Annotated in this window: 20 protein-coding genes; 6 read left to right on the forward strand and 14 right to left on the reverse strand. The window is 32.1% G+C overall.

Annotated features, from left to right (window positions below; translation table 11 throughout):
- Positions 1-60: 60 nt before the first annotated feature.
- From Q4548_RS03790 to Q4548_RS03800, 3 genes are all read right to left on the reverse strand, one after another.
- Positions 61-1,026 carry a hypothetical protein gene (locus Q4548_RS03790; protein WP_303451718.1) on the reverse strand — a complete coding sequence of 322 codons (966 nt, stop codon included), beginning with the start codon at positions 1,024-1,026 and terminating at the stop codon, positions 61-63.
- Positions 1,027-1,411: 385 nt separating this feature from the next.
- On the reverse strand, positions 1,412-3,793 hold the full coding sequence (locus tag Q4548_RS03795) for a ribonucleoside-diphosphate reductase subunit alpha (RefSeq protein WP_303451720.1): 2,382 nt from the start codon (positions 3,791-3,793) through the stop codon (positions 1,412-1,414).
- A gap of 97 nt (positions 3,794-3,890) precedes the next feature.
- Complete coding sequence (locus tag Q4548_RS03800) at positions 3,891-4,862, reverse strand: ribonucleotide-diphosphate reductase subunit beta (RefSeq protein WP_303451722.1); 972 nt, start codon at positions 4,860-4,862, stop codon at positions 3,891-3,893.
- 370 nt (positions 4,863-5,232) lie between these two features.
- Between Q4548_RS03800 and Q4548_RS03805 the strand changes: the two genes are divergently transcribed.
- Together Q4548_RS03805 and Q4548_RS03810 are read left to right on the forward strand one after the other, a co-directional pair.
- A complete protein-coding gene (locus Q4548_RS03805; RefSeq protein WP_303451723.1) occupies positions 5,233-6,504 on the forward strand; it encodes a ribonucleotide-diphosphate reductase subunit beta in 1,272 nt (423 codons plus the stop codon).
- Positions 6,505-6,523: 19 nt separating this feature from the next.
- Entirely contained in the window at positions 6,524-8,245 is a 1,722-nt protein-coding gene (locus tag Q4548_RS03810) for a ribonucleoside-diphosphate reductase subunit alpha (RefSeq protein ID WP_303451726.1), read from the forward strand.
- 79 nt (positions 8,246-8,324) lie between these two features.
- Here Q4548_RS03810 and Q4548_RS03815 read toward each other — a convergent pair whose 3' ends face one another.
- From Q4548_RS03815 to Q4548_RS03825, 3 genes are all read right to left on the reverse strand, one after another.
- Positions 8,325-8,909: a DUF3109 family protein gene (locus Q4548_RS03815; protein ID WP_303451728.1), complete on the reverse strand. Its 585-nt coding sequence runs from the start codon at positions 8,907-8,909 to the stop codon at positions 8,325-8,327.
- Positions 8,910-8,972: 63 nt separating this feature from the next.
- Entirely contained in the window at positions 8,973-9,722 is a 750-nt protein-coding gene (locus Q4548_RS03820) for a uroporphyrinogen-III synthase (RefSeq protein ID WP_303451730.1), read from the reverse strand.
- 7 nt (positions 9,723-9,729) lie between these two features.
- On the reverse strand, positions 9,730-10,389 hold the full coding sequence (locus Q4548_RS03825; protein WP_303451732.1) for a DUF4271 domain-containing protein: 660 nt from the start codon (positions 10,387-10,389) through the stop codon (positions 9,730-9,732).
- Between the two features lie 77 nt (positions 10,390-10,466).
- Between Q4548_RS03825 and Q4548_RS03830 the strand changes: the two genes are divergently transcribed.
- The 3 genes from Q4548_RS03830 to Q4548_RS03840 are packed head-to-tail and all read left to right on the forward strand — an operon-like array spanning position 10,467 to position 12,947.
- Positions 10,467-11,186, forward strand: coding sequence for a polyprenol monophosphomannose synthase (locus Q4548_RS03830; RefSeq protein ID WP_303451734.1), 720 nt, complete (start codon positions 10,467-10,469; stop codon positions 11,184-11,186).
- A gap of 3 nt (positions 11,187-11,189) precedes the next feature.
- Positions 11,190-12,527 (forward strand): dihydroorotase, encoded by a 1,338-nt coding sequence (locus tag Q4548_RS03835; RefSeq protein ID WP_303451736.1) that lies wholly within the window; start codon positions 11,190-11,192, stop codon positions 12,525-12,527.
- 6 nt (positions 12,528-12,533) lie between these two features.
- Positions 12,534-12,947 carry a DUF4296 domain-containing protein gene (locus Q4548_RS03840; protein WP_303451738.1) on the forward strand — a complete coding sequence of 138 codons (414 nt, stop codon included), beginning with the start codon at positions 12,534-12,536 and terminating at the stop codon, positions 12,945-12,947.
- A gap of 29 nt (positions 12,948-12,976) precedes the next feature.
- Here Q4548_RS03840 and Q4548_RS03845 read toward each other — a convergent pair whose 3' ends face one another.
- From Q4548_RS03845 to rseP, 6 genes are all read right to left on the reverse strand, one after another.
- Positions 12,977-13,363, reverse strand: a complete 387-nt coding sequence (locus Q4548_RS03845; protein ID WP_303451740.1) for a DUF423 domain-containing protein — start codon at positions 13,361-13,363, stop codon at positions 12,977-12,979.
- Between the two features lie 3 nt (positions 13,364-13,366).
- Positions 13,367-14,062, reverse strand: a complete 696-nt coding sequence (locus Q4548_RS03850) for a tRNA1(Val) (adenine(37)-N6)-methyltransferase (RefSeq protein WP_303451743.1) — start codon at positions 14,060-14,062, stop codon at positions 13,367-13,369.
- Positions 14,063-14,114: 52 nt separating this feature from the next.
- Positions 14,115-14,642 (reverse strand): ribosome maturation factor RimM, encoded by a 528-nt coding sequence (gene rimM, locus Q4548_RS03855; protein ID WP_303451745.1) that lies wholly within the window; start codon positions 14,640-14,642, stop codon positions 14,115-14,117.
- Between the two features lie 21 nt (positions 14,643-14,663).
- Positions 14,664-15,197 carry a 30S ribosomal protein S16 gene (locus Q4548_RS03860; RefSeq protein ID WP_303451747.1) on the reverse strand — a complete coding sequence of 178 codons (534 nt, stop codon included), beginning with the start codon at positions 15,195-15,197 and terminating at the stop codon, positions 14,664-14,666.
- A gap of 95 nt (positions 15,198-15,292) precedes the next feature.
- Positions 15,293-17,134 carry a sodium:proton antiporter gene (locus tag Q4548_RS03865; RefSeq protein WP_303451749.1) on the reverse strand — a complete coding sequence of 614 codons (1,842 nt, stop codon included), beginning with the start codon at positions 17,132-17,134 and terminating at the stop codon, positions 15,293-15,295.
- A 112-nt stretch (positions 17,135-17,246) separates the two neighbouring features.
- On the reverse strand, positions 17,247-18,575 hold the full coding sequence (gene rseP / locus Q4548_RS03870) for an RIP metalloprotease RseP (RefSeq protein ID WP_303451751.1): 1,329 nt from the start codon (positions 18,573-18,575) through the stop codon (positions 17,247-17,249).
- 110 nt (positions 18,576-18,685) lie between these two features.
- Between rseP and Q4548_RS03875 the strand changes: the two genes are divergently transcribed.
- Entirely contained in the window at positions 18,686-19,357 is a 672-nt protein-coding gene (locus Q4548_RS03875) for an SCO family protein (RefSeq protein WP_303451753.1), read from the forward strand.
- A gap of 114 nt (positions 19,358-19,471) precedes the next feature.
- On the opposite strand, the gene Q4548_RS03880 is transcribed toward Q4548_RS03875, so the two are convergent.
- Both Q4548_RS03880 and Q4548_RS03885 read right to left on the reverse strand, forming a co-directional pair.
- On the reverse strand, positions 19,472-20,131 hold the full coding sequence (locus Q4548_RS03880) for an HD domain-containing protein (RefSeq protein ID WP_303451755.1): 660 nt from the start codon (positions 20,129-20,131) through the stop codon (positions 19,472-19,474).
- The gene (locus tag Q4548_RS03885; RefSeq protein WP_303451757.1) at positions 20,112-20,684 is read right to left on the reverse strand and encodes a 5-formyltetrahydrofolate cyclo-ligase; all 573 of its coding nucleotides are present in this window, start codon (positions 20,682-20,684) and stop codon (positions 20,112-20,114) included. The genes Q4548_RS03880 and Q4548_RS03885 overlap by 20 nt, the downstream gene beginning before the upstream one ends.
- Position 20,685 lies beyond the last annotated feature (1 nt).

The following is a 20,685-nucleotide window of genomic DNA, read 5'->3' on the forward strand; positions in this document are numbered from 1 at the left end:
ACGTAATTGTTGTGGTTTTTTTGGTTTATTTGATAAAATCTCTAATTCCTTAAAAGACAACTATTTTATTAGAACTAATGCTTGATACATTATAAACCTTAAATAATCAATAGCTTCAATATTCTCTTCATCCAATAGTTCTATTCTCTTAAACATCAATAATGAAAATTTTAATAAAAAATCTATTACATTCCTAATTCTTGTTTTATCTAATTCTCTAATTAAATATTTTTTTATTTTTTTCACTCCATCTCTCTTTGCTTTTTCGATTTTTTCTCTAACCACAAATTTAATTTGTTCAGGATTTTTTATATTAGAAATCTTAGATATATCATCAAATAATTCATCATGAATATTTTTAGCTTCTGATATATTATTCAGCTCAGTCATAGCTGTTTTAGAAACTTGATTATATTTAATTGATAAAATATCAAACTTTATATTGCTAGGCAACATAATCAATCCTTCTCTGTTTTTCTCATCAAAAAAAAGAGAACAACCCGCCGAAAATCTCAAAGCCTCTCTCTTAATCTCATCATTAGATATTACAATAATATTTTTGAGATAATCAAAATTAAATTTTACAAGATTACTGTGTTCGTTTTGAATAAGTCTATTTGCATATTTATCCATTTGGTATAAGCAAGAGAAAAAATCTCTATTAGCTGAATAAATAGGCCATACAGAAATGTTTTTTACACCTAAACTTTCAGAATAATCATTATTACATATCTTTTGAAAATTAACAGTAAATTCCTTTTGATCATATAGAGATATATTCTCTAATGAACATAATAAATCTATTTTATTGAATTTTGAATTCATTAACTTCTGAGCCTCAACTACCGTTTTAGCTCCTTTTATATTAATAAATTCATCTTCTATTGATTTAATATTCAATAATTCTAAAAACTCTATAGACATAGAGTCCTCTCCTAATAATTTAATTAAATCTGAAACCTTAATTCCAGTATCTTCTTTTAAAACATTTTCTTTTTTTAATGTTTTTTTGGTAAAATTCATCATCACTTAATAAGTTATTAACATTCAAAACAACCCTTATTCCCTTTAGAATAAAGCTCTGTTTGAATATTTATTAAAAAATTCGGAAATAATTATTTTGTAAGAGAAACTAGAATTAGTTACTTTTGAAGTAAATAAGGAAAGACGAGGTAATCTCTGTCTGTTTCTTCTTTTTTGAAAATAAATTTTTGAGTTCGACGGCAAAAATTTTCAAATTAAAAAATTAAGGGGTATTTCCAGTATCCCTTTTTTTTATGCTTATTATTTTATATCCCTCTGTATTAATTAAAAGGTTAAACAAATTATTAAAAAAACTCCTAAGAGTATTAGTGTGCGATAATATCACTACATCGAAAAAGCACTTAGGAGTATATATTTACTTTATTTTTTAAGATCCACACATTTCACAATCGTCTGGATTCTCTTTAGACTGCAATACCATCGCTTTAAACTCTTCTGCAGACAATGGTTCGTCTTCTTGTTTCTTTTCGTTTGACAGCGTAAACTTAATTGCATTTACTGCTGATTTGGTTCTTAAGTAATACATACCTGTTTTCAATCCTGATTTCCACGCATAAAAGTGCATTGAAGTCAATTTAGAATAGTTGGCATCTTCCATAAACAAGTTCAATGACTGAGATTGATCGATAAAATATCCTCTTTGACGAGACATGTCAATAATATCTTTCATACTCAATTCCCAAACTGTTTTGTACAAATCTTTCAACTCTTGAGGAATTTCTTCCATGTGTTGAATAGATCCATTTGCTCTCATCAACTCTTCTTTCAAATTGTTGTTCCACAAACCTAACTCTACCAAATCTTCTAACAAGTGTTTGTTTACTACAATAAATTCACCAGACAATACTCTACGGGTATAAATATTTGATGTATAAGGTTCAAACGCTTCGTTATTTCCTAAAATCTGAGAAGTAGATGCTGTTGGCATTGGAGCAACTAACAATGAGTTACGAACACCATTTTTCATTACTTTTTCTCTTAAAGACTTCCAATCCCAACGACCACTTAAATCTTCATCATTAACGCCCCACATGTTAAATTGAAACTCTCCTTGCGACATTGGAGAACCTTCGAACGTAGAATAAGCTCCTTTTTTGGTGGCAATTTCCATAGAAGATTCAACCGCAGCAAAATACAACGTTTCAAAAATATCTTTGTTCAATTCTTTAGCTTGATCTGAAGTAAACGGCATGCGTAACATGATAAAAGCATCGGCCAAACCTTGAATTCCTAATCCTACCGGACGGTGTCTCATGTTTGAATTCTCCGCTTCTTTTACAGGATAGTAATTTCTATCAATAACCGTATCTAAGTTTCTCGTTACTTTTTTCACCACTTTGTACAACTTATCGTGATTGAAAAACTTTTCTCCTTTTTTGTTGGTATCCACAAACATTGGAATGGCAATAGAAGCCAAGTTACACACAGCAACTTCATCTTTTGCAGTGTATTCCATAATTTCTGTACACAAATTAGAAGAACGAATAACTCCTAAATTCTTTTGATTTGATTTGCGGTTTGCAGCATCTTTGTACAACATGTATGGGTTTCCTGTCTCAATCTGAGCTTCTAGTACTTTTTCCCACAACTCACGAGCTTTAATGGTCTTACGTCCTTTTCCTTCTGTTTCGTATTTGGTGTACAAAGCTTCAAATTCTTCTCCGTAAGTATCATACAAACCTGGGCATTCATTAGGACACATCAATGTCCATGTAGAATTTTCCTCAACACGTTTCATAAACAAGTCGGAAATCCACAATGCCAAAAACAAATCTCTAGCACGTTTTTCTTCTGCTCCTGTATTTTTTCTTAAATCTAAAAACTCAAAAACATCGGCATGCCAAGGTTCAATATAAATAGCAAAAGAACCTTTACGCTTTCCTCCTCCTTGATCTACATAACGAGCCGTATCATTGTACACTTTTAACATTGGAATAATTCCGTTAGAAGTTCCGTTAGTACCACGAATGTAAGAACCTGTAGCACGAATGTTGTGAATAGACAAACCAATTCCCCCAGCAGACTGAGAAATTTTAGCTGTTTGTTTTAATGTATCGTAAATACCATCTATACTATCGTCTTGCATTTGCAATAAAAAACAAGAAGACATTTGTGGTTTTGGTGTTCCTGAATTAAATAACGTTGGTGTTGCATGCGTAAAAAACTTTTTACTCATTAAATTATACGTTTCAATAGCTTCCTCAATATCATTTAAATGAATTCCTACCGCTACACGCATCAACATGTGTTGTGGACGTTCTGCTATTTCACCATTGATTTTCAACAAATAAGAGCGTTCTAAAGTTTTAAAACCAAAATAATCGTAATTAAAATCTCTATCGTATACAATAGATGAATCTAACAAAGCTGAGTTTTCTTGAATCACATTAAACACTTCATCAGACAATAAAGGAGATTTTAAACCTGTACGGGGGTTTACGTACTCGTACAAATCTTTCATAGTTGTAGAGAAAGATTTTTCTGTATTCTTATGTAGGTTAGAAACTGATATTCTAGCGGCTAATTTTGCGTAATCTGGATGAGCAGTAGTCAATGTTGCTGAAATTTCGGCTGCAAGATTGTCCAATTCAGAAGTGGTAACCCCATCATACAACCCTTCAATAACTCTCATGGCTACTTTTACAGGATCTACCAAAGGATTCAACCCATAACAGATTTTTCTAATTCTAGCCGTTATCTTATCAAACATTACAGACTCCTTTTGTCCATTTCTTTTTATTACGTACATAAGCTTAGTTTTTGTTAATTAATAGGGACTAACAATCTAACAACGTTGCAAAAGCAATGCTGCAAAAAAGTTAAAATATAAATTTATTCTGTTTGTTTTAGAAATCAGCATCAAAGCTAATCTCACCTGTACCTCCAGATTTCACACCTGCTTTTTGATAATCAGATACTCTTTTCTCAAAGAAATTTGTTTTTCCTTCTAAAGAAATCATATCCATAAAATCAAAAGGATTGGTAGATCCGTATACTTTCTCACATCCAAACTCTACCAATAATCTATCTGTTACAAACTCTAAATATTGACTCATCAATTTAGCATTCATTCCAATCAAACTAACAGGTAAAGACTCAGTAATAAATACTTTTTCTATATCCAAAGCATTGGTGATGATCTCTACAATACGTTCTTTTGGTACTTTGTTTATAATATGATTGTTGTGCAAGTGTACTGCAAAATCACAATGCAAACCTTCATCACGAGAAATCAACTCATTTGAAAATGTCAATCCTGGTAACAAACCACGTTTTTTCATCCAGAATATAGCACAGAAACTTCCTGAAAAGAAAATTCCTTCTACTGCTGCAAAAGCAATCAATCTTTCTGCAAAAGATTCTGAATCTATCCATTTTAAAGCCCAATCTGCTTTTAATTTAATCGCTGGAAAATACTCAATTGCTTTAAAAAGTTTGTTCTTTTCTTCTTCATTTTTCACATAAGTATCAATCAACAAAGAGTATACTTCTGAGTGAATGTTTTCCATCATAATTTGGAAACCATAGAAAAATTTAGCTTCTGCATATTGAACTTCACTGACAAAGTTTTCGGCCAAATTTTCATTTACAATTCCATCAGATGCAGCAAAGAATGCTAATATGTGTTTGATGAAATAACGTTCATCATCATTTAATTTAGTTTCCCAATCTACCACATCTTGGTGTAAATCAATTTCTTCTGCTGTCCAAATGCTTGCTTCTTGTTTTTTATACCATTCCCAAATATCTTGGTGTTGTATAGGAAAAATTACAAATCTATTAGGGTCGTCTTGTAAAATCGGTTCTATTTGGGACATTTTATATTGTGTATGAGTTAGTTATCTTTTTTTATGACTTTAGCAAAGATTGTAAAAAATAGTCTTAAAAGAAAGATATACTTTTCCACAAAGCTCTAAAGTTCTTAACAAAATGGAATTCTAAACATATGTCTATACTATTAAAACAAGCTTAAAAAGAGAATCTCAAAATGAGATTTCAGCCTTTTATTTTTTGTTTTTATTAGTTTTTTCGCTGTTTCTAAATGTTAAAAACTAATTAGTTTTTCTCTCAAGCTCAACAAAATCAGTATTTAGAGACATTCTAAACATTGTCGATAACTAAATACACCACGTCTCCATCTCAGCCTATTTATTCTATAATTTTATATGAAATAAAAAACGCACTGTAATGATATCAAAAGTCATAAAAAGAGATTATACTACTACTGATTTTAAAATTTCTAAAATTAGTAGTGCCATATATGCCGCTATGAACTCTGTAAATACAGGCTCTATTAAAGAAGCTAACGCAATAGCTATTAAAGTTTTAGAAAAATTAAATATTTGCTCACTAGAAACCAAGTACTATACACCAACTGTTGAAGAAATTCAAGACATAGTAGAGGCAGAATTAATGCACAGTGAGTTTTTAAATGTTGCCAAATCTTATATTTTATATAGAAACGAACAAAAAAGAAAACGTAAGAAAAATGTATTTGAGAAGAGAGTCAACCTTAAACCGTATGAATATCCTGAACTAAATGAATATGTAGATGCTATTAGACATTCTTATTGGATTCATACAGAATTTAACTTTACTAGTGACATTCAAGATTTTAAATCTAGATTAACTCCACCTGAAAAAAGTGCTATAAAAAACACCATGTTGGCTATTTCTCAAATAGAAGTTGCTGTTAAAAATTTCTGGGGAGATTTGCATCACAAAATGCCAAAACCAGAAATTGGTGCCGTAGGAGCTACTTTTGCAGAAAGTGAGGTAAGACACCACGATGCCTATTCTCATTTATTAGAAATTTTAGGGTTGAACGAAGAATTTAACAACCTTAAAAAGAATCCTAGCATTATGAAAAGGATTCATTATTTAGAAAAATCTCTAGTCAATTCTAAAAGCAATAACAACAAAGAATACACAGAGGCTATTTTATTATTTTCTTTATTTATAGAACACGTTTCTTTATTTTCTCAGTTCTTAATTATCATGGCTTTTAACAAGCACAAAAACATGTTAAAAGGAATTTCTAACGCTGTAGAAGCTACTTCTAAAGAAGAACAAATACATGGCGATTTTGGTATAGATTTACTTAAAATCATCAAAGAAGAAAACCCTGATTGGTTTACCAAGGATTTTGAACAAATGATTCAATTGATCTGTGCAGAAGCTTACCAAGCAGAAACTGGTGTTGTCAACTGGATTTTTGAAAACGGTGAATTAGACTTTTTACCTGTAAATGTTATTCAAGAATTTATTAAAAACCGTTTTAATAAATCTCTTGAAAGCATCAACATCAGCCCTATATTTAAAATTGATGAAACATTGCTAAGTCAAACAGAATGGTTTGATGATGAAATTATTGGAACAAAACACGGTGATTTTTTTGTAAAACGATCCATCAACTACAGCAAAAGAACTAGAAGCATCACCAAAGACGATTTATTTTAAGCTCCCTAAAAAACATACTATGATAGATATCAATACAGAAAACAACGTTAACATAAAAAAAGACACTGAGTTTAAATGGTTAACAGAACACAGTAGAAATTTTTTAGGAGCAGGATACCTTTTAGAAGGTGTGAGTCCAGAAGAACGTATTAAAGAAATTGCAGAACACGCAGAAAAAATATTAAAATTAGACGGATTTGCAGACAAGTTTTACTACTACATGTCTAAAGGTTATTACTCCTTAGCCTCTCCTGTTTGGTCTAATTTTGGAAAAAAAAGAGGACTGCCTATTAGTTGTTTTGGTTCTCATGTAGCAGATGATATAGGAGATATTTTATACGCTCAATCAGAAGCAGGAATGATGTCTAAATTAGGAGGAGGAACTTCTGGTTATTTTGGAAAACTAAGACCTAGAGGAGCAGATATTAGCAACAACGGAAAATCTTCTGGTGCCGTACATATGATGCAACTTTTTGAAACCATGGTTGATGTGGTAAGCCAAGGGTCTGTAAGAAGAGGACGTTTTGCTCCTTATCTAGACATAGAACATGCTGATATTATGGAATTCTTAGAAATTGGTACCGAAGGGAACCCTATTCAAGAGTTGACTCATGGAGTTTGTGTTGGAAATGATTGGATGCAAGAAATGATTGATGGTGATGAGCAAAAAAGAACCGTATGGGCTAAAGTCTTACAAAGAAGATGCGAAATAGGATATCCTTATGTTTTCTTTAAAGACAATGCCAACAACAATACTGTTGATGTTTACAAAGACAAAGGACACACTATTTACGGTAGTAATCTTTGCTCAGAAATTATGCTCCCTACCAATGATGATTGGTCTTTTGTATGTGTACTTTCTTCTGTAAATATTTTACATTACGACCAATGGAAAGATACCGATGCTGTTGAAACTATGGTCTACTTTTTAGATGCTGTATTAGAAGAGTTTATATCTAAATTAGAAAACTATAGAGATTCTGAAAGTAAAGACGATCAATTAATTTTCCACTTTATGGAAAAAGCATATAATTTCTCTAAAGAAAACCGAGCTTTAGGTTTAGGAGTCTTAGGATGGCATTCTTTCTTGCAATCTAAAAACCTAGCTTTTGATTCTCAAGAAGCGTTCAACTACAATTCTGAAATATTTAAATTCATCAAAGAGAAATCTTACAAGGCTTCTGAAGAAATGGCTAAACTGTATGGAGAACCAGAAGTTTTAAGAGGGTATGGTCGTAGAAACACTACTTTAAATGCCATTGCTCCCACTACCTCTTCGGCTTTTATCTTAGGACAAGTATCTCAAGGAATAGAGCCTATTTGGTCTAATTGTTACGTAAAAGATATTGCGAAAGTTAAAACAACTATAAAAAATAAATATCTTGAAGACCTTTTAGAAACAAAAGGTAAAAACACCAAAGATGTTTGGAAAAGTATTAGAGACCGTGACGGTTCAGTGCAGCACTTAGAATTTTTAACTCTTCATGAAAAAGAAGTGTTTAAAACCTATGCAGAATTAGATCAGCTTTCTATTATTTATCAAGCAGCGAATAGACAAAATCACATAGATCAAGGACAGTCTATTAATATTATGGTACACCCAGAAATGCCTGTGAAAGATTTGAACAAAATCCACACGACGGCATGGCAATTAGGTGTAAAGTCTCTATATTATCAACACAGTATGAACGCTGCACAAAAATTTAAACAAAAAAAAGAATGTACTAGTTGCGAAGGGTAACAAAATATTTTTCACCATAAAAAAGGCTCAAAATTAATTTTGAGCCTTTTTTATTTTGCTTCTTTTAAAGAAGAAAGTCTTAATCTGTCTTTTTTTGTTTTTTCCATTCTTCTGCCACCTTTTCTAATTCCATATACCAATTTTCTCCAAATTTTAAAATCAGTGCATTTTTAAGAAACTTATATACAGGCACTTGCAATTCTTTTCCCAAAGTACAGGCATCATCACAAATATCCCATTTGTTATAATTTACCGCAGCAAATTCAGTATAATCTTGAACTCGGATTGGGTACAAATGACAAGATATTGGTTTTTTCCAATCCACAAGTCCTTTATTGTAAGCTTGTTCAATTCCGCACGAAGTAATTCCTTTTTCATCAGACGTTACAAAAGCACATTCTTTATCATTCACCAAAGTAGTCTCATGCTCCCCAAAAGGAGATGTAGTATATGTACCCTGTTCTTCTATCGCCTTTACTCCTTCTGGCCTTAACAAATGTTTTATTTTAGGATAAACACTATTAAGCTTTTCAATTTCTTCATCTAACACTGGAGCTCCAGCATCACCAGCAACACAACATTCACCTTTACAAGCTGAAATGTTACACACAAAATCATTTTCAATAACTTCTTCCGAAACAATGGTTTTACCTATCTGAAACATACTTTTTTAAGATAAAAAAAAGCCTATTTAAAAATAGGCTTTTATGTTATATTTAAAATAAAATTATTTTTTATTTACTTCTTTTATATACTTTTCCAAAGCCATCGTCATTGATGGTGTTTCTGGAGAAGGTGCAGCAATATCTACTTTTAATCCAGCATCTGTAGCTGCTTTTACAGTAGAGTTTCCATAAACTGCAATTCTGGTATCGTTTTGTTCAAATTCTGGAAAATTCTTAAATAATGAATCAATTCCTGAAGGACTAAAGAAAACCAATACATCATAAAAAACATTTTTTAAATCAGACAAATCACTAGTCACAGTTCTGTACAAGTCTAATCTTTTCCATTGAAGACCCATTGCATCTAATGATTCTGGAATTAAATCTTTCAACTTATCTGATGATGGTAATAAGAATTTTTCTGTTTTGTGTTTTTTAATCACTTCACACAATTCTGGAAAGCTTCTTTTTCCTACATAAATTTTACGTTTTCTATAAACCACATATTTTTGCAAATAATAGGCAACAGCTTCTGATTGGCAGAAATACTTCAATTCATTTGGCACTTTGTATCTCATCTCCTCTGCAATTCTAAAAAAGTGATCTACTGCATTTCTACTCGTAAGTATAATTGCAGAATATTTACTCAAATCAATTTTTTGATTGCGAACTTCTCTAACGGACAAACCTTCCACATGTATAAAAGACCTAAAGTCAATTTTGACTTTTTGCTTTTCTGATAAAATGGTAAATGGGGATTGTTGGTCTGTTTTCGGTTCTGGTTGTGAAACTAATATTGTTTTTACTTTCATCTTTTTCTTACACTAAATAACGTTTAAACAAATAAATAAACGGAAATATTTCTAGTGTGCAAAGATACAAAATAATATAAAACAATTTACCTGAAAGTAGGTTTTTGTTGTTTATTAGCATTCCAGACAACCTCATAAAATAGGTAATTAAAAGACTAATATACATTATTTTAAAGACAACATCCAACTCTTTTAAGTGTAAAAAAGCATAGCTAATTACAAAATAATTAGCCATTAAAACAGACGTTAAATAACTGGTTTCCAACACTAACATTTGTTTATAATAACTTTTTTTATTAGAGGCAAAATACACAAATTCAGCCACAAAATACTTTATCAACAAATACAATACTGACATTCCTAAACTTTCAAAATAGGCCGTAAAAAAAAAAGCAAACAGGTAGTCTTTATCGTAAAAAAGTAGCATTATCAGTAGTCCTAACAAGGTAGAAGCAAATCCAAACCTTAAAATAGTAAATAACGAAATGTTGGGGGTTGTATCTACCGGATATGCATAAAAATAGCTATTGGAAAAGAAAACAAAAAACAATCTTTTTGTCTTTCTTAAGTCTATTCTACTCATTAAAAAAACAAAAACTAAAGGCAACAACAATACAAACCCAATTTTATTGTAGTATGAAAAGTCTATCATTTCTGAAATTTTCATTTTTTGTGAATATGGAACAATACTTGCTACAAAATTAGGAATAAAAAAACGTAAATTTGGCAAAATAAATTCTTAGTATGAGTCAATCATTGATTATTGTTCCTACACTTAATGAAATAGAGAATATAAACGCCATTATAGAGGCTGTTTTTAATGTTGACTCCAATTTTCATGTTTTAATTGTTGATGACAATTCTACAGACGGAACCATAGAAGCTGTAAAAAAATTACAAAATAGTTACGATAATTTACATCTAGAAATACGCACAAAAGAACGAGGATTAGGAAAAGCTTATATTCATGGTTTTTTGTGGGCTCTTCAGAGAGCGTATGAATATGTTTTAGAAATGGATGCAGATTTTTCTCACAATCCTAAAGATTTACTCAAACTCATAAACGCTTGTAAAAACGGAGCTGATTTGGCTATTGGATCAAGATACATCAACAATAAAATAAATGTAATTAATTGGGATTTTAAAAGACTGATACTATCTTACTTTGCTTCTAAATACGTAAAAATAGTGACTGGAATTCCAATTTATGACACCACTGCTGGGTTTATATGCTATCACAGAAAAGTGCTAGAAACAATTGATTTAAACAACATTCGATTTACTGGTTATGCTTTTCAAATAGAAATGAAATTCAAAGCTTGGCTACTAAATTTCACTATCAAAGAAGTATCTATTATCTTTACCGATAGAGCAAAAGGAACCTCAAAATTAGACAGCTCCATTATACATGAAGCCATTTTTGGAGTGATTAAAATGAAAATAAAAGGATTGACAAAAAAATAAATTATGGGATGTACTGTTATTAAAAATGCGAATATAGTTAATGAAGGAAAAATATTTAAACGCAGCTTGTTGATTGAAAATGATATCATCAAAACTATTGCTAAAGAAATCAAAATTCCTAGAAGTGCGACCATTATTGATGCCAAAGGAAAATTTTTAATTCCCGGTGCTATAGACGATCAAGTTCATTTTAGAGAACCTGGGCTGACACACAAAGCCAATATTGCAAGCGAAAGTAAGGCGGCCATTGCTGGTGGAATCACTACTTTTATAGAAATGCCAAACACAGTTCCTCAAGCAACTACACAAGAACTGTTAGAAGAAAAATTCACCATAGCTTCTAAAGATTCTTATGCCAATTATTCTTTTATGTTTGGAGGTACTAATGATAATTTAGAGGAATTGTTAAAAACAGACCCTAAAAAAGTAGCAGGTATCAAATTGTTTTTAGGCTCTTCTACAGGAAATATGTTGGTAGATGACCCAGAAGTTTTAGAAAAAATATTTGCTTCTACAGATATGGTAATTTCTGTACATTGTGAAGACGAACAAACCATAAAAGACAACTTAAAAAAAGCACTGGAACAATACGGAGAAAACATTCCTATTGACCAACATCCAAACATTAGAAGTGCTGAAGCTTGTTATTTATCTTCATCAAAAGCTATTGAATTGGCTAAAAAGACAGGAGCTAGATTGCACATATTTCACTTATCTACCGCTATAGAAACTGATCTATTTACCAACGACATCCCTTTAAAAGATAAAAAAATTACTGCCGAAGTTTGTGTACATCACTTGTCTTTTAACCGTGATGATTACGCTAAAAAAGGAACATTTATAAAATGGAACCCAGCTGTAAAAACTAAAAATGATCAAGGTGCATTGTGGAAAGCTTTGTTAGATGACAGAATAGACGTTATTGCAACCGACCACGCTCCTCATACATTAGAAGAAAAACAACAAGGATACACCAAAGCTCCAAGCGGAGGTCCTTTAGTACAACACGCACTTCCTGCTATGTTGAACTTTGTAGACGAAGGAAAAATAACCATCGAGAAAGTGGTAGAAAAAATGTGTCACAACCCAGCAATTTTATTCGACATTGAAAAACGTGGTTATGTAAAAGAAGGATTTTATGCTGATTTGGTTTTGGTAGAACCTAACAAAAAATGGACTGTAACCAAAGACAATATTCTTTACAAATGTGGATGGAGTCCGTTTGAAGGAAAAACGTTTAACAACACGATTACACATACTTTTGTCAATGGAAACTTAATGTATGACAACGGTGAATTTAACGAAGAAGCAAAAGGAAAACGCATTACATTTAACAGATAAAATTAGATGAAACATTTAAGCTATATCGCCATTTTCTGTTTCACGTTATTGAGTTGCAACAGTAATACCATTCTAAAAAAACCTAAAAACCTTTTACCAAAAGAACAAATGGTTTCTATTTTGGTGGACACATATATTGCAAAAATTGCAAGGAATACAAGAAACATTAACGGAGATAGAAATGTAAATTATTTGACTTTTATTTACCAAAATCACCATACAGATTCTATAACTTTTGACAATAGTTTGAAATATTACAGTGCCAATATTAGTCAGCATGAAGAAATTTTAAAACTTGTGAAAGAAAACATAGAGTATCAGCTAGAAGAAATAAAGGAAGCAGAAAAAGCCCTAGATTCATTAAATACCCCCTCAGAACTACACGATCCAGGTCTTAAAAACATAAAAGAATTAGAGTAAGAACACACATTAATTGATAAAAAACGACTTTATTCCGATAAAGTCGTTTTTTGTTTTATAGCATACAATCCTATCATCAACCAAGATGTCAACAGCAACAATCCTCCTAAAGGAGTTACAAACCAAATATATTTAGACGGTACCAACCCTAAAGACAATGCATAAATAGATCCTGAAAAGAATACAATTCCAACCGTCAATACATTGGCTATTTTGGTTTTTTGAGAAGATGATAAAACAGGTAGTAAAACAACCAACAACAGTAACAAACTATGAATAATTTGATACCTAACCCCCGTCTCAAAACTTTGCAATGCTGTTTCTGACAATACTTTTTTAAGTCCATGAGCACCAAAAGCTCCTAAACCTACAGAAAGTGCTCCACTAAAAGAAGCTATTATTAAATATTTTTTCATAAATCACATTTTTAAATAAAAAGGTTGAGTTAAATTTATATAATCTTGCGTATACACATGTCTATCTATTTCCACAATCAACTCATCTTTTTCACAGTTGCATTTTTCTTTAGACAAGTACAATAAAGATCTTTTATAAGGAATTCCCTCACGTCCTTTTACTCGAGTTCTTTTTTTTAGATAAAAACCAATAGCTTCAGCCAAAGCTACAAATGTAGACTCTTCTTTGTATGGAATGATAAAAGCACACATTCCTTGATTTGTAAGAAATTCAAAACTACGCTCTAACAAAACCTCAAAAGTCAGTGCCCCTACATGTCTTGCCAAAGTTCTTTGTGAGGCTTGTTCTTTAAAAGAATCTGTAAAATAGGGTGGATTGGAAACGATTAAATCGTATTTCTGAGAAATAGTTGTATCTAGAAAAGAGGCCTTTGTTAACTTTAATCTTTCTGACCATGGAGATTTGTTAAAATTAAAAGTTGCTTCTAAACTCGCTGCATCGTCAATTTCAATCGCATCTATGTTTGCTTCTAAATTTCTTTGTGCCAACATCAAAGCAATCAATCCTGTGCCTGTTCCTACATCTAGAATGTTCTTTTTTTCATGTACAGGTACCCAAGCCCCCAAAAGAACACCGTCCGTTCCCACTTTCATGGCAGACTTTTCTTGAACTATAGAAAATTGTTTGAATTGAAACATTAAGAAAACTTATTACAATAAAAGTACAAATGTTTCTGAAAAAAAAGAGAAATTAAGACAGATACATCTCTATCAATCCTGGAGGTGTTTTTAAGACAACACGTTTTCCTTTACGATCAATTTCTTTGATAAACTCATCAATCATGGGTATTAAAATCTCTACCCCATTGTTATCTATTTCAAACAAAGCTTGTGCGGTAGAATCATTGATTCCTTTGATCACTCCAAACTCTCCATAGTTGACATCAACGGCTGTAAAATTGATTACTTCATGAAAGTAGAACTTATTTCCAGTCAATTTGGGTAAAAAAGCAAGAGGCAAATAAATTCCAGAATTCATAATAGCATCCGCATCTTGTTCAGTATCCACAGTTTCAAAACGAACCCTTAGCTGATTTCCTTTTTGAAGCAAACTTTCTTCAATAAAAAATGGAATCAAATCTTTGCCGTGTTCGACAAAGACAGATTCCATATCTTGATACAATTCGGGTTCATCGGTATCTAATTTGATAACCACTTCGCCCTTAAAACTGTGTTTTCTTACGATTTTGCCTAAATAAAAACATTCTTCTTTACGCATAATAAATCGTAGTTTTAAAAATTACTCAGCAGCTTCTTCTGTAGTTTCTTCTGTTGCATTAGCTTCTGCTTCTGCAGCTTGAGCCTCAGCGATCAATGCAGCTTCTGCTTCTTTAGCAGCGTTTACACGAGCTTCGTTAACAGCTTTTTCAGCATCTAAAACTTTTGCTTTTGCAGCAGCTTGTTCAGCAGTTAAACCGTCTTTTTTAGCTTGAATTGCAGCTTCTTTTTCAGTAAGCCATGCAGTAAACTTAGCTTCTGCTTGCTCTTCTGTTAAAGCTCCTTTTTTAACTCCACCTTGTAAGTGTTTTTTTAACAAAACACCTTTAGTAGACAAAATAGTTTTTGCAGTATCTGTAGGCTGTGCTCCGTTGTCTAACCATTTTACAGAAGCATCAACATCTAATTCAATGATTGCTGGATTGTGGTTTGGGTTGTAAGTTCCTAATTTTTCTAAGAATTTACCATCTCTTTTAGAACGTGCATCTGCTGCTACTACAAAGTAAAAAGGTTTTCCTTTTTTACCGTGTCTTTGTAATCTAATTTTTACTGACATAATTTAAAATTGTGTAGGTTCACGACCTACGTTATTAATTTTTAAGTGTGCAAATATACAAATATTATTTTTGCTATGATCTACTCCTATTGAAATTATTTTTCAACAACTACTTGTTCTTTAGCTAAAGGTTCTCCTATATAAACCAGTTTAAAATCTTTACCTATCGTAATGGTTTGATTTGCGGCTGCTATTACGTACATTTCTCCTTTTTCATCCGCTACAAATAGAGGAATGGTATTGGGTTGTTCTATTAACAATTGCTTTTTGTGTATAAAATCTTCTTGAGATATAATTTTAACTTCATTTACTTGCGGGTATTCACGGATCAATTCGCTAAACTTGATAAAATCATCATACAAAGACAAAAAGTTGCTACTATCCTCTCTTTCTCCACTACTCAATTCTGTTTCAGAAACAAATCGGAAAGCAGAAGAGCTATCTATTCTTTTGCTAAAACTCTCTATAGCGTGTTTGTTCACCTTTTTACTGCCAGTAAGTGCCAATAAATAGCCTATGTCGTTAAACTCTATATTATCTATAACTTCATCTGAAAACACATCAACAACATCTGCATTCAATCCCATTTGTTGAGCCAATTCAATTTTATCTGCGTTGTTATCAATCAAAACAACATATCTATTTTTCTCTTCTAAATATTTAGCAATTACCCTAGAAACTTCAGATGCACCTATAATTAAAATTCCTTTGGATGAACGCATATAAACACCCAACAATCTTGCTACGAATCTTGCTGTAGTAGCATTTAACAATACAGTTCCTAACACTATGAAAAAAACCAACGGAGTAATATATTCCGCTCCTTCTTCTCCTGTGGCAACCAACTTTAACCCAAATAACGAAGCAATACCAGCTGCTACAATTCCTCTTGGCCCCACCCAACTTACAAATACTTTTTCTCTAAATTTTAGACCTGAATTCTTCGTGCTTAAAAAAACGCCCAAAGGACGAACCACCAAAATAATGATTCCGAAAAGAGCCAAGGTTTGCCAGTTATTGATCAAATCAAAATCTTTTACATTCATATTGGCCGACAGTAGAATGAATAAAATAGAAATCAACAAAACACTTAAGGATTCTTTAAAATCTAATATTTCTTTTAGATGTGGCATGTCTATATTTCCCAGCACCATCCCCATCACCACCACAGACAACAACCCTGATTCGTGAGCAAAAGAATCGGAAAGTACAAAAACACCTAAGACATATGCTAGTGTAAAAACATTGAGCAAATACTTGGGCACCATTTGTTTTTTTAGAATGAAATTGAATGTGTGAGCAAACGTAAATCCAAATGTAGAACCAAACAGTACTATTTTTCCAAATTCTATCAAAGCTGTTTGCGTATAGTCACTTGTATTTTCTATACTGATAAATTCAAACACCAGAACTGCTACCAAAGCACCAATAGGATCAATTAAAATTCCTTCCCACTTTAAAATGGCTGAGACATCTCTTTTTAAACGTATATTTCTTAGAATTGGTGTAATTACGGTAGGACCTGTAACAATGATTAAGGATGAAAATAAAAATGAAATAGACCAATTCAATCCTAATAAATAGTGAACAGCAATACCTGCACCAAAAAAAGTAACAAACGTACCTATTGTAATCAATTTGATAATTGCTGGACCTACATTAAAAATTTCTTTTTTCTTTAGTGTCAAACCTCCCTCAAAAAGAATAATACTGATGGCCAAAGACACAAAAAAGAACAAACTTTCTCCTGCAAAAAGCCCTCTAGTTCCATTCCATACTGGCTCAATCCATTTTTCTCCATCATTGGTAATAAATGTGGATATAGGCCCTACAATCAGACCAATCAATATCAATGGTAAAATGGCTGGAAGTTTTAATTTCCATGCAAACCATTGAGCCAAAATTCCTAAAATGATAATACCCGCTAATTCTACCATAAACAAAGCAACTTAATTAATTTGAAAAATAAGAATTTTTATGACTAATCCACAAAAAAAGAGGTGTTCTTACTAAATAAAAACACCTCCCATTCAAAAAATATATTTTCTATTACAACCAGCTCATCACCAATTTGTACAAATCATTTCCGTTTGCAAAAGCCAACAATGATAATAACAGTACAAACCCCGTAATTTGTGCGTATTCTAAAAATTTATCTCCAGGTTTTCTTCCTGTAATCATTTCATACAAGGTAAACACAACGTGTCCTCCGTCCAATGCAGGAATTGGTAACAAGTTCATAAACCCTAGCATGATAGATAAAAAGGCTGTGTTTGTCCAAAATATCTGCCAATCCCAAACAGGTTTGAAAATTTTAGCAATGGAAATGAATCCTCCCATACTGCTCGCTCCTTTTTTAGTAAACACATATTTAAACTGAGCCATGTAATCTTTTAACGTCCAATATGCGGCTGTAGAACCTCTAGAAATACTTTCTCCAAAACTATATGTTTTGTGTTCTATATCTACAACTTCTTCTGGTACAAATACAGGCATTACTCCTATTTTTCCTTCTTCTGGAACAACGGTCAAATTCACCAAACTTCCATTTCTATTGACAACAACTTCTAAAGCTGTGTTTTCTGCTTGTTTGATTTTAGAAGTAAAATCTGACCAGTATGGAGTTTCTATTCCATTTACAGAAACTACTTTATCGTTCTTTAAAAAACCAGATTTTAAAGCTGGCATATCTGCAAAAACGGAATCAATCACTGCAGGAAATAAAGGAGAAAAAGGCTCTAAAATATTTAGTTGCCACATTTCTTTTCCTATATTTTCTGGAATATTTACAACCTCTGTAGTTCCATCAGCATGTAAAACCTCAATGATTTTTACATCTCTTAAAAACAGATACTTGCTAACTTTTAATGCATTTTCTAATGGTTTTCCGTCAATACTTAAAAAAGTATCTCCTTTTCTAAATCCATATTGTTCAAAGTGTTCATTTACGGCAAATCCATTCTTAACTCCTTTGGGTGCTACCAACTCTTCTCCCCACACAGAAAAGACCATAATATATATGAATAATCCTAAAATAAAATTTACAATTACTCCTCCCAACATAATGATCAAACGTTGCCACGCTGGTTTGGATCTAAACTCCCAAGGCTGTGCTGGTTGTTGCATTTGCTCGGTATCCATGCTTTCGTCAATCATACCCGAAATTTTCACGTACCCTCCTAATGGAATCCAACCGATACCGTAAACTGTTTCACCAACTTTTTTCTTAACTAGCGAAAATTTATAATCAAAAAACAAATAGAATTTTTCAACTCTTGTCTTGAATAGTTTTGCAGGAATAAAATGTCCCAATTCGTGTAATACTATCAACAATGAAAGGCTTAACAAAAACTGCCCTGCAATAATTAAATTCTCCATGTAATCTCTAATTCTTTTTTAAGTCGCACAAATGTACAATTTTATTATGTGTTCCACTTTTTTTAGCTAAAGTTTCTGAAACGCTTTGTAACTTTGCTAAAAGTATTCTTATGAGTCAAAATTTCTTTTCCAAATCCAAATACACCTTTATTGCAATGGGTGTGCTATCCATAATTATCATTTCTTACTTATACCACCTCAACCACAAAGCAAAATCTCTGCCAATTTACAATCCTATAGATATCAATCCTAAATTGGTTGATGAAAGCCTTTTAAACAAGTCTAAGAATCATACTATTGGTGATTTTAAATTGATAGATCAAGACGGAAACACGGTAACTCCAAAAGATTTTGAAAATAAAATTTATGTTGCTGATTTTTTCTTTGCTCGTTGCGAATCTATTTGTCCTATAATGACTGACAATATGGCGATTTTACAAAACATTTTTATAGATGAACCTAAGCTAAAATTTATATCACATTCCGTAACTCCTATAATGGACAGCGTTCCTGTTTTAAAAACTTATGCTGAAATTCATGGAGCTATTTCTGGAAAATGGCACATCACCACTGGGGATAAAAAAGAAATTTACAATTTGGCTCGTAAAAATTATTTTGCTGTTTTGGACGAAGGAGATGGAGGAGCACAAGATTTTATTCACACGGAGCAGTTTATATTGATTGATACTCAAAAAAGGATTCGTGGCTTTTACGATGGAACCGATTCCAAAGAAATAGAACTACTAACTGCCGATATACAAACGTTGCTAAACGAGCACTAAAAAAACACCCCCTTTTACTCATTTGATAAAAGGGGGTGAAAATTGCTATGAAAAAACTCGAGACCATTACTCTAGTACTCTAGTGATGGTTTTGTCGAAATAAACAAGAGCTTCTTACAGCAATCCATTCCACTCATCGTAAAATTGTTTTAAATACACCTCCATAAACTCATGTCTTTGCGCTGCTATGTTGACTCCAGTAGCAGTATTCATTCTGTTTTTTAGCAACAATAGTTTTTCATAAAAATGATTGATGGTAGGTGCCGTACTTTTCTTATACTCTTCTTTGGTCATGTTCAAATCTGGAGCTATTTCAGGATTGTACATGGTTCTATTTTTAAACCCTCCATAATTAAAAGCTCTTGCAATTCCTATAGCACCAATGGCATCTAAACGATCTGCATCTTGTACAATATCCAATTCTTTAGAAGTAAATTTCTGATTCTCGTGACCACCTTTGAAAGAAATATTTTCGATGATTTTCACCACATGTTCTATAACATCCTTCTCAACTTGCTGAGATTTTAAAAAAGTTCTTGCTACGTTTGGCCCCACTTCTTCATCTCCGCCATGAAATTTAGAGTCAGCAATATCATGCAATAAAGCCCCTAAACTAACCACTTCTAAATTGCACTCTTCCGTTTTAGCAATCAATAGACTATTTTTATAAACTCGTTCTATATGAAACCAATCGTGTCCGCCTTCTGCATCTTTAAGTTGTTCTTTCACAAAAACAATTGTGTTCTTAATCAAATTACTTGCTCTTAAATTCATATATTTTATTTGGGGTTACACAATAATCAAGAGCTACATCTCTTGAAATCACATCTTCTATATTCTCTTCTGCTTCAAAAAAAGACAAACCTACTTTTAGGGTTTCTGGCTTGCATTTGCTTAAAAACCCATCGTAAAAACCTTTTCCATACCCAACTCTATTTCCCTGATCATCAAATGCTAATAATGGAATAAACACAACATCAATCATATCTTCTGGAACAGATAAACCGTTGGTAGGCTCAGGAATTCCGTACGAATTAACAGCCAATTTGGTGTTGTCTGTTAATAAAAAATGAGACAACTCATTTGTTTTAAAATTAGACTTAGAAACCACAACTTCTTTATTTTTGGCAAATAGAATGTGTAGTATTTGTTCTGTATCTACTTCTTTTTTGTCCTGAATACTTAAAAACAAATGGTAATAGGTTTGGTCCCATATATTCAATTTCAGCAGTTGATTTGCTATTTGAATACTTTTATTCTCAACAACTTCCAGACTGAAATCATCTCTGAGCTGACTGTATTTTTTTCTTAGCTTGTTTTTATTCATT

The organism is Wenyingzhuangia sp. 2_MG-2023, from assembly GCF_030548295.1.
GTDB lineage: Bacteria > Bacteroidota > Bacteroidia > Flavobacteriales > Flavobacteriaceae > Wenyingzhuangia.

Coding starts and splice junctions, on each gene's coding strand:
- Q4548_RS03790 (WP_303451718.1), bottom strand. CDS start 1,026: ATGATGAATTTTACCAAAAAAACATTAAAAAAAGAAAATGTTTTAAAA.
- Q4548_RS03835 (WP_303451736.1), top strand. CDS start 11,190: ATGGGATGTACTGTTATTAAAAATGCGAATATAGTTAATGAAGGAAAA.
- Q4548_RS03865 (WP_303451749.1), bottom strand. CDS start 17,134: ATGGTAGAATTAGCGGGTATTATCATTTTAGGAATTTTGGCTCAATGG.
- Q4548_RS03850 (WP_303451743.1), bottom strand. CDS start 14,062: ATGTTTCAATTCAAACAATTTTCTATAGTTCAAGAAAAGTCTGCCATG.
- Q4548_RS03875 (WP_303451753.1), top strand. CDS start 18,686: ATGAGTCAAAATTTCTTTTCCAAATCCAAATACACCTTTATTGCAATG.
- Q4548_RS03815 (WP_303451728.1), bottom strand. CDS start 8,909: ATGTTTCAGATAGGTAAAACCATTGTTTCGGAAGAAGTTATTGAAAAT.
- Q4548_RS03830 (WP_303451734.1), top strand. CDS start 10,467: ATGAGTCAATCATTGATTATTGTTCCTACACTTAATGAAATAGAGAAT.
- Q4548_RS03840 (WP_303451738.1), top strand. CDS start 12,534: ATGAAACATTTAAGCTATATCGCCATTTTCTGTTTCACGTTATTGAGT.
- rseP (WP_303451751.1), bottom strand. CDS start 18,575: ATGGAGAATTTAATTATTGCAGGGCAGTTTTTGTTAAGCCTTTCATTG.
- Q4548_RS03860 (WP_303451747.1), bottom strand. CDS start 15,197: ATGTCAGTAAAAATTAGATTACAAAGACACGGTAAAAAAGGAAAACCT.
- Q4548_RS03805 (WP_303451723.1), top strand. CDS start 5,233: ATGATATCAAAAGTCATAAAAAGAGATTATACTACTACTGATTTTAAA.
- Q4548_RS03880 (WP_303451755.1), bottom strand. CDS start 20,131: ATGAATTTAAGAGCAAGTAATTTGATTAAGAACACAATTGTTTTTGTG.
- Q4548_RS03820 (WP_303451730.1), bottom strand. CDS start 9,722: ATGAAAGTAAAAACAATATTAGTTTCACAACCAGAACCGAAAACAGAC.
- Q4548_RS03795 (WP_303451720.1), bottom strand. CDS start 3,793: ATGTACGTAATAAAAAGAAATGGACAAAAGGAGTCTGTAATGTTTGAT.
- Q4548_RS03845 (WP_303451740.1), bottom strand. CDS start 13,363: ATGAAAAAATATTTAATAATAGCTTCTTTTAGTGGAGCACTTTCTGTA.
- Q4548_RS03885 (WP_303451757.1), bottom strand. CDS start 20,684: ATGAATAAAAACAAGCTAAGAAAAAAATACAGTCAGCTCAGAGATGAT.
- Q4548_RS03810 (WP_303451726.1), top strand. CDS start 6,524: ATGATAGATATCAATACAGAAAACAACGTTAACATAAAAAAAGACACT.
- Q4548_RS03825 (WP_303451732.1), bottom strand. CDS start 10,389: ATGAAAATTTCAGAAATGATAGACTTTTCATACTACAATAAAATTGGG.
- rimM (WP_303451745.1), bottom strand. CDS start 14,642: ATGCGTAAAGAAGAATGTTTTTATTTAGGCAAAATCGTAAGAAAACAC.
- Q4548_RS03800 (WP_303451722.1), bottom strand. CDS start 4,862: ATGTCCCAAATAGAACCGATTTTACAAGACGACCCTAATAGATTTGTA.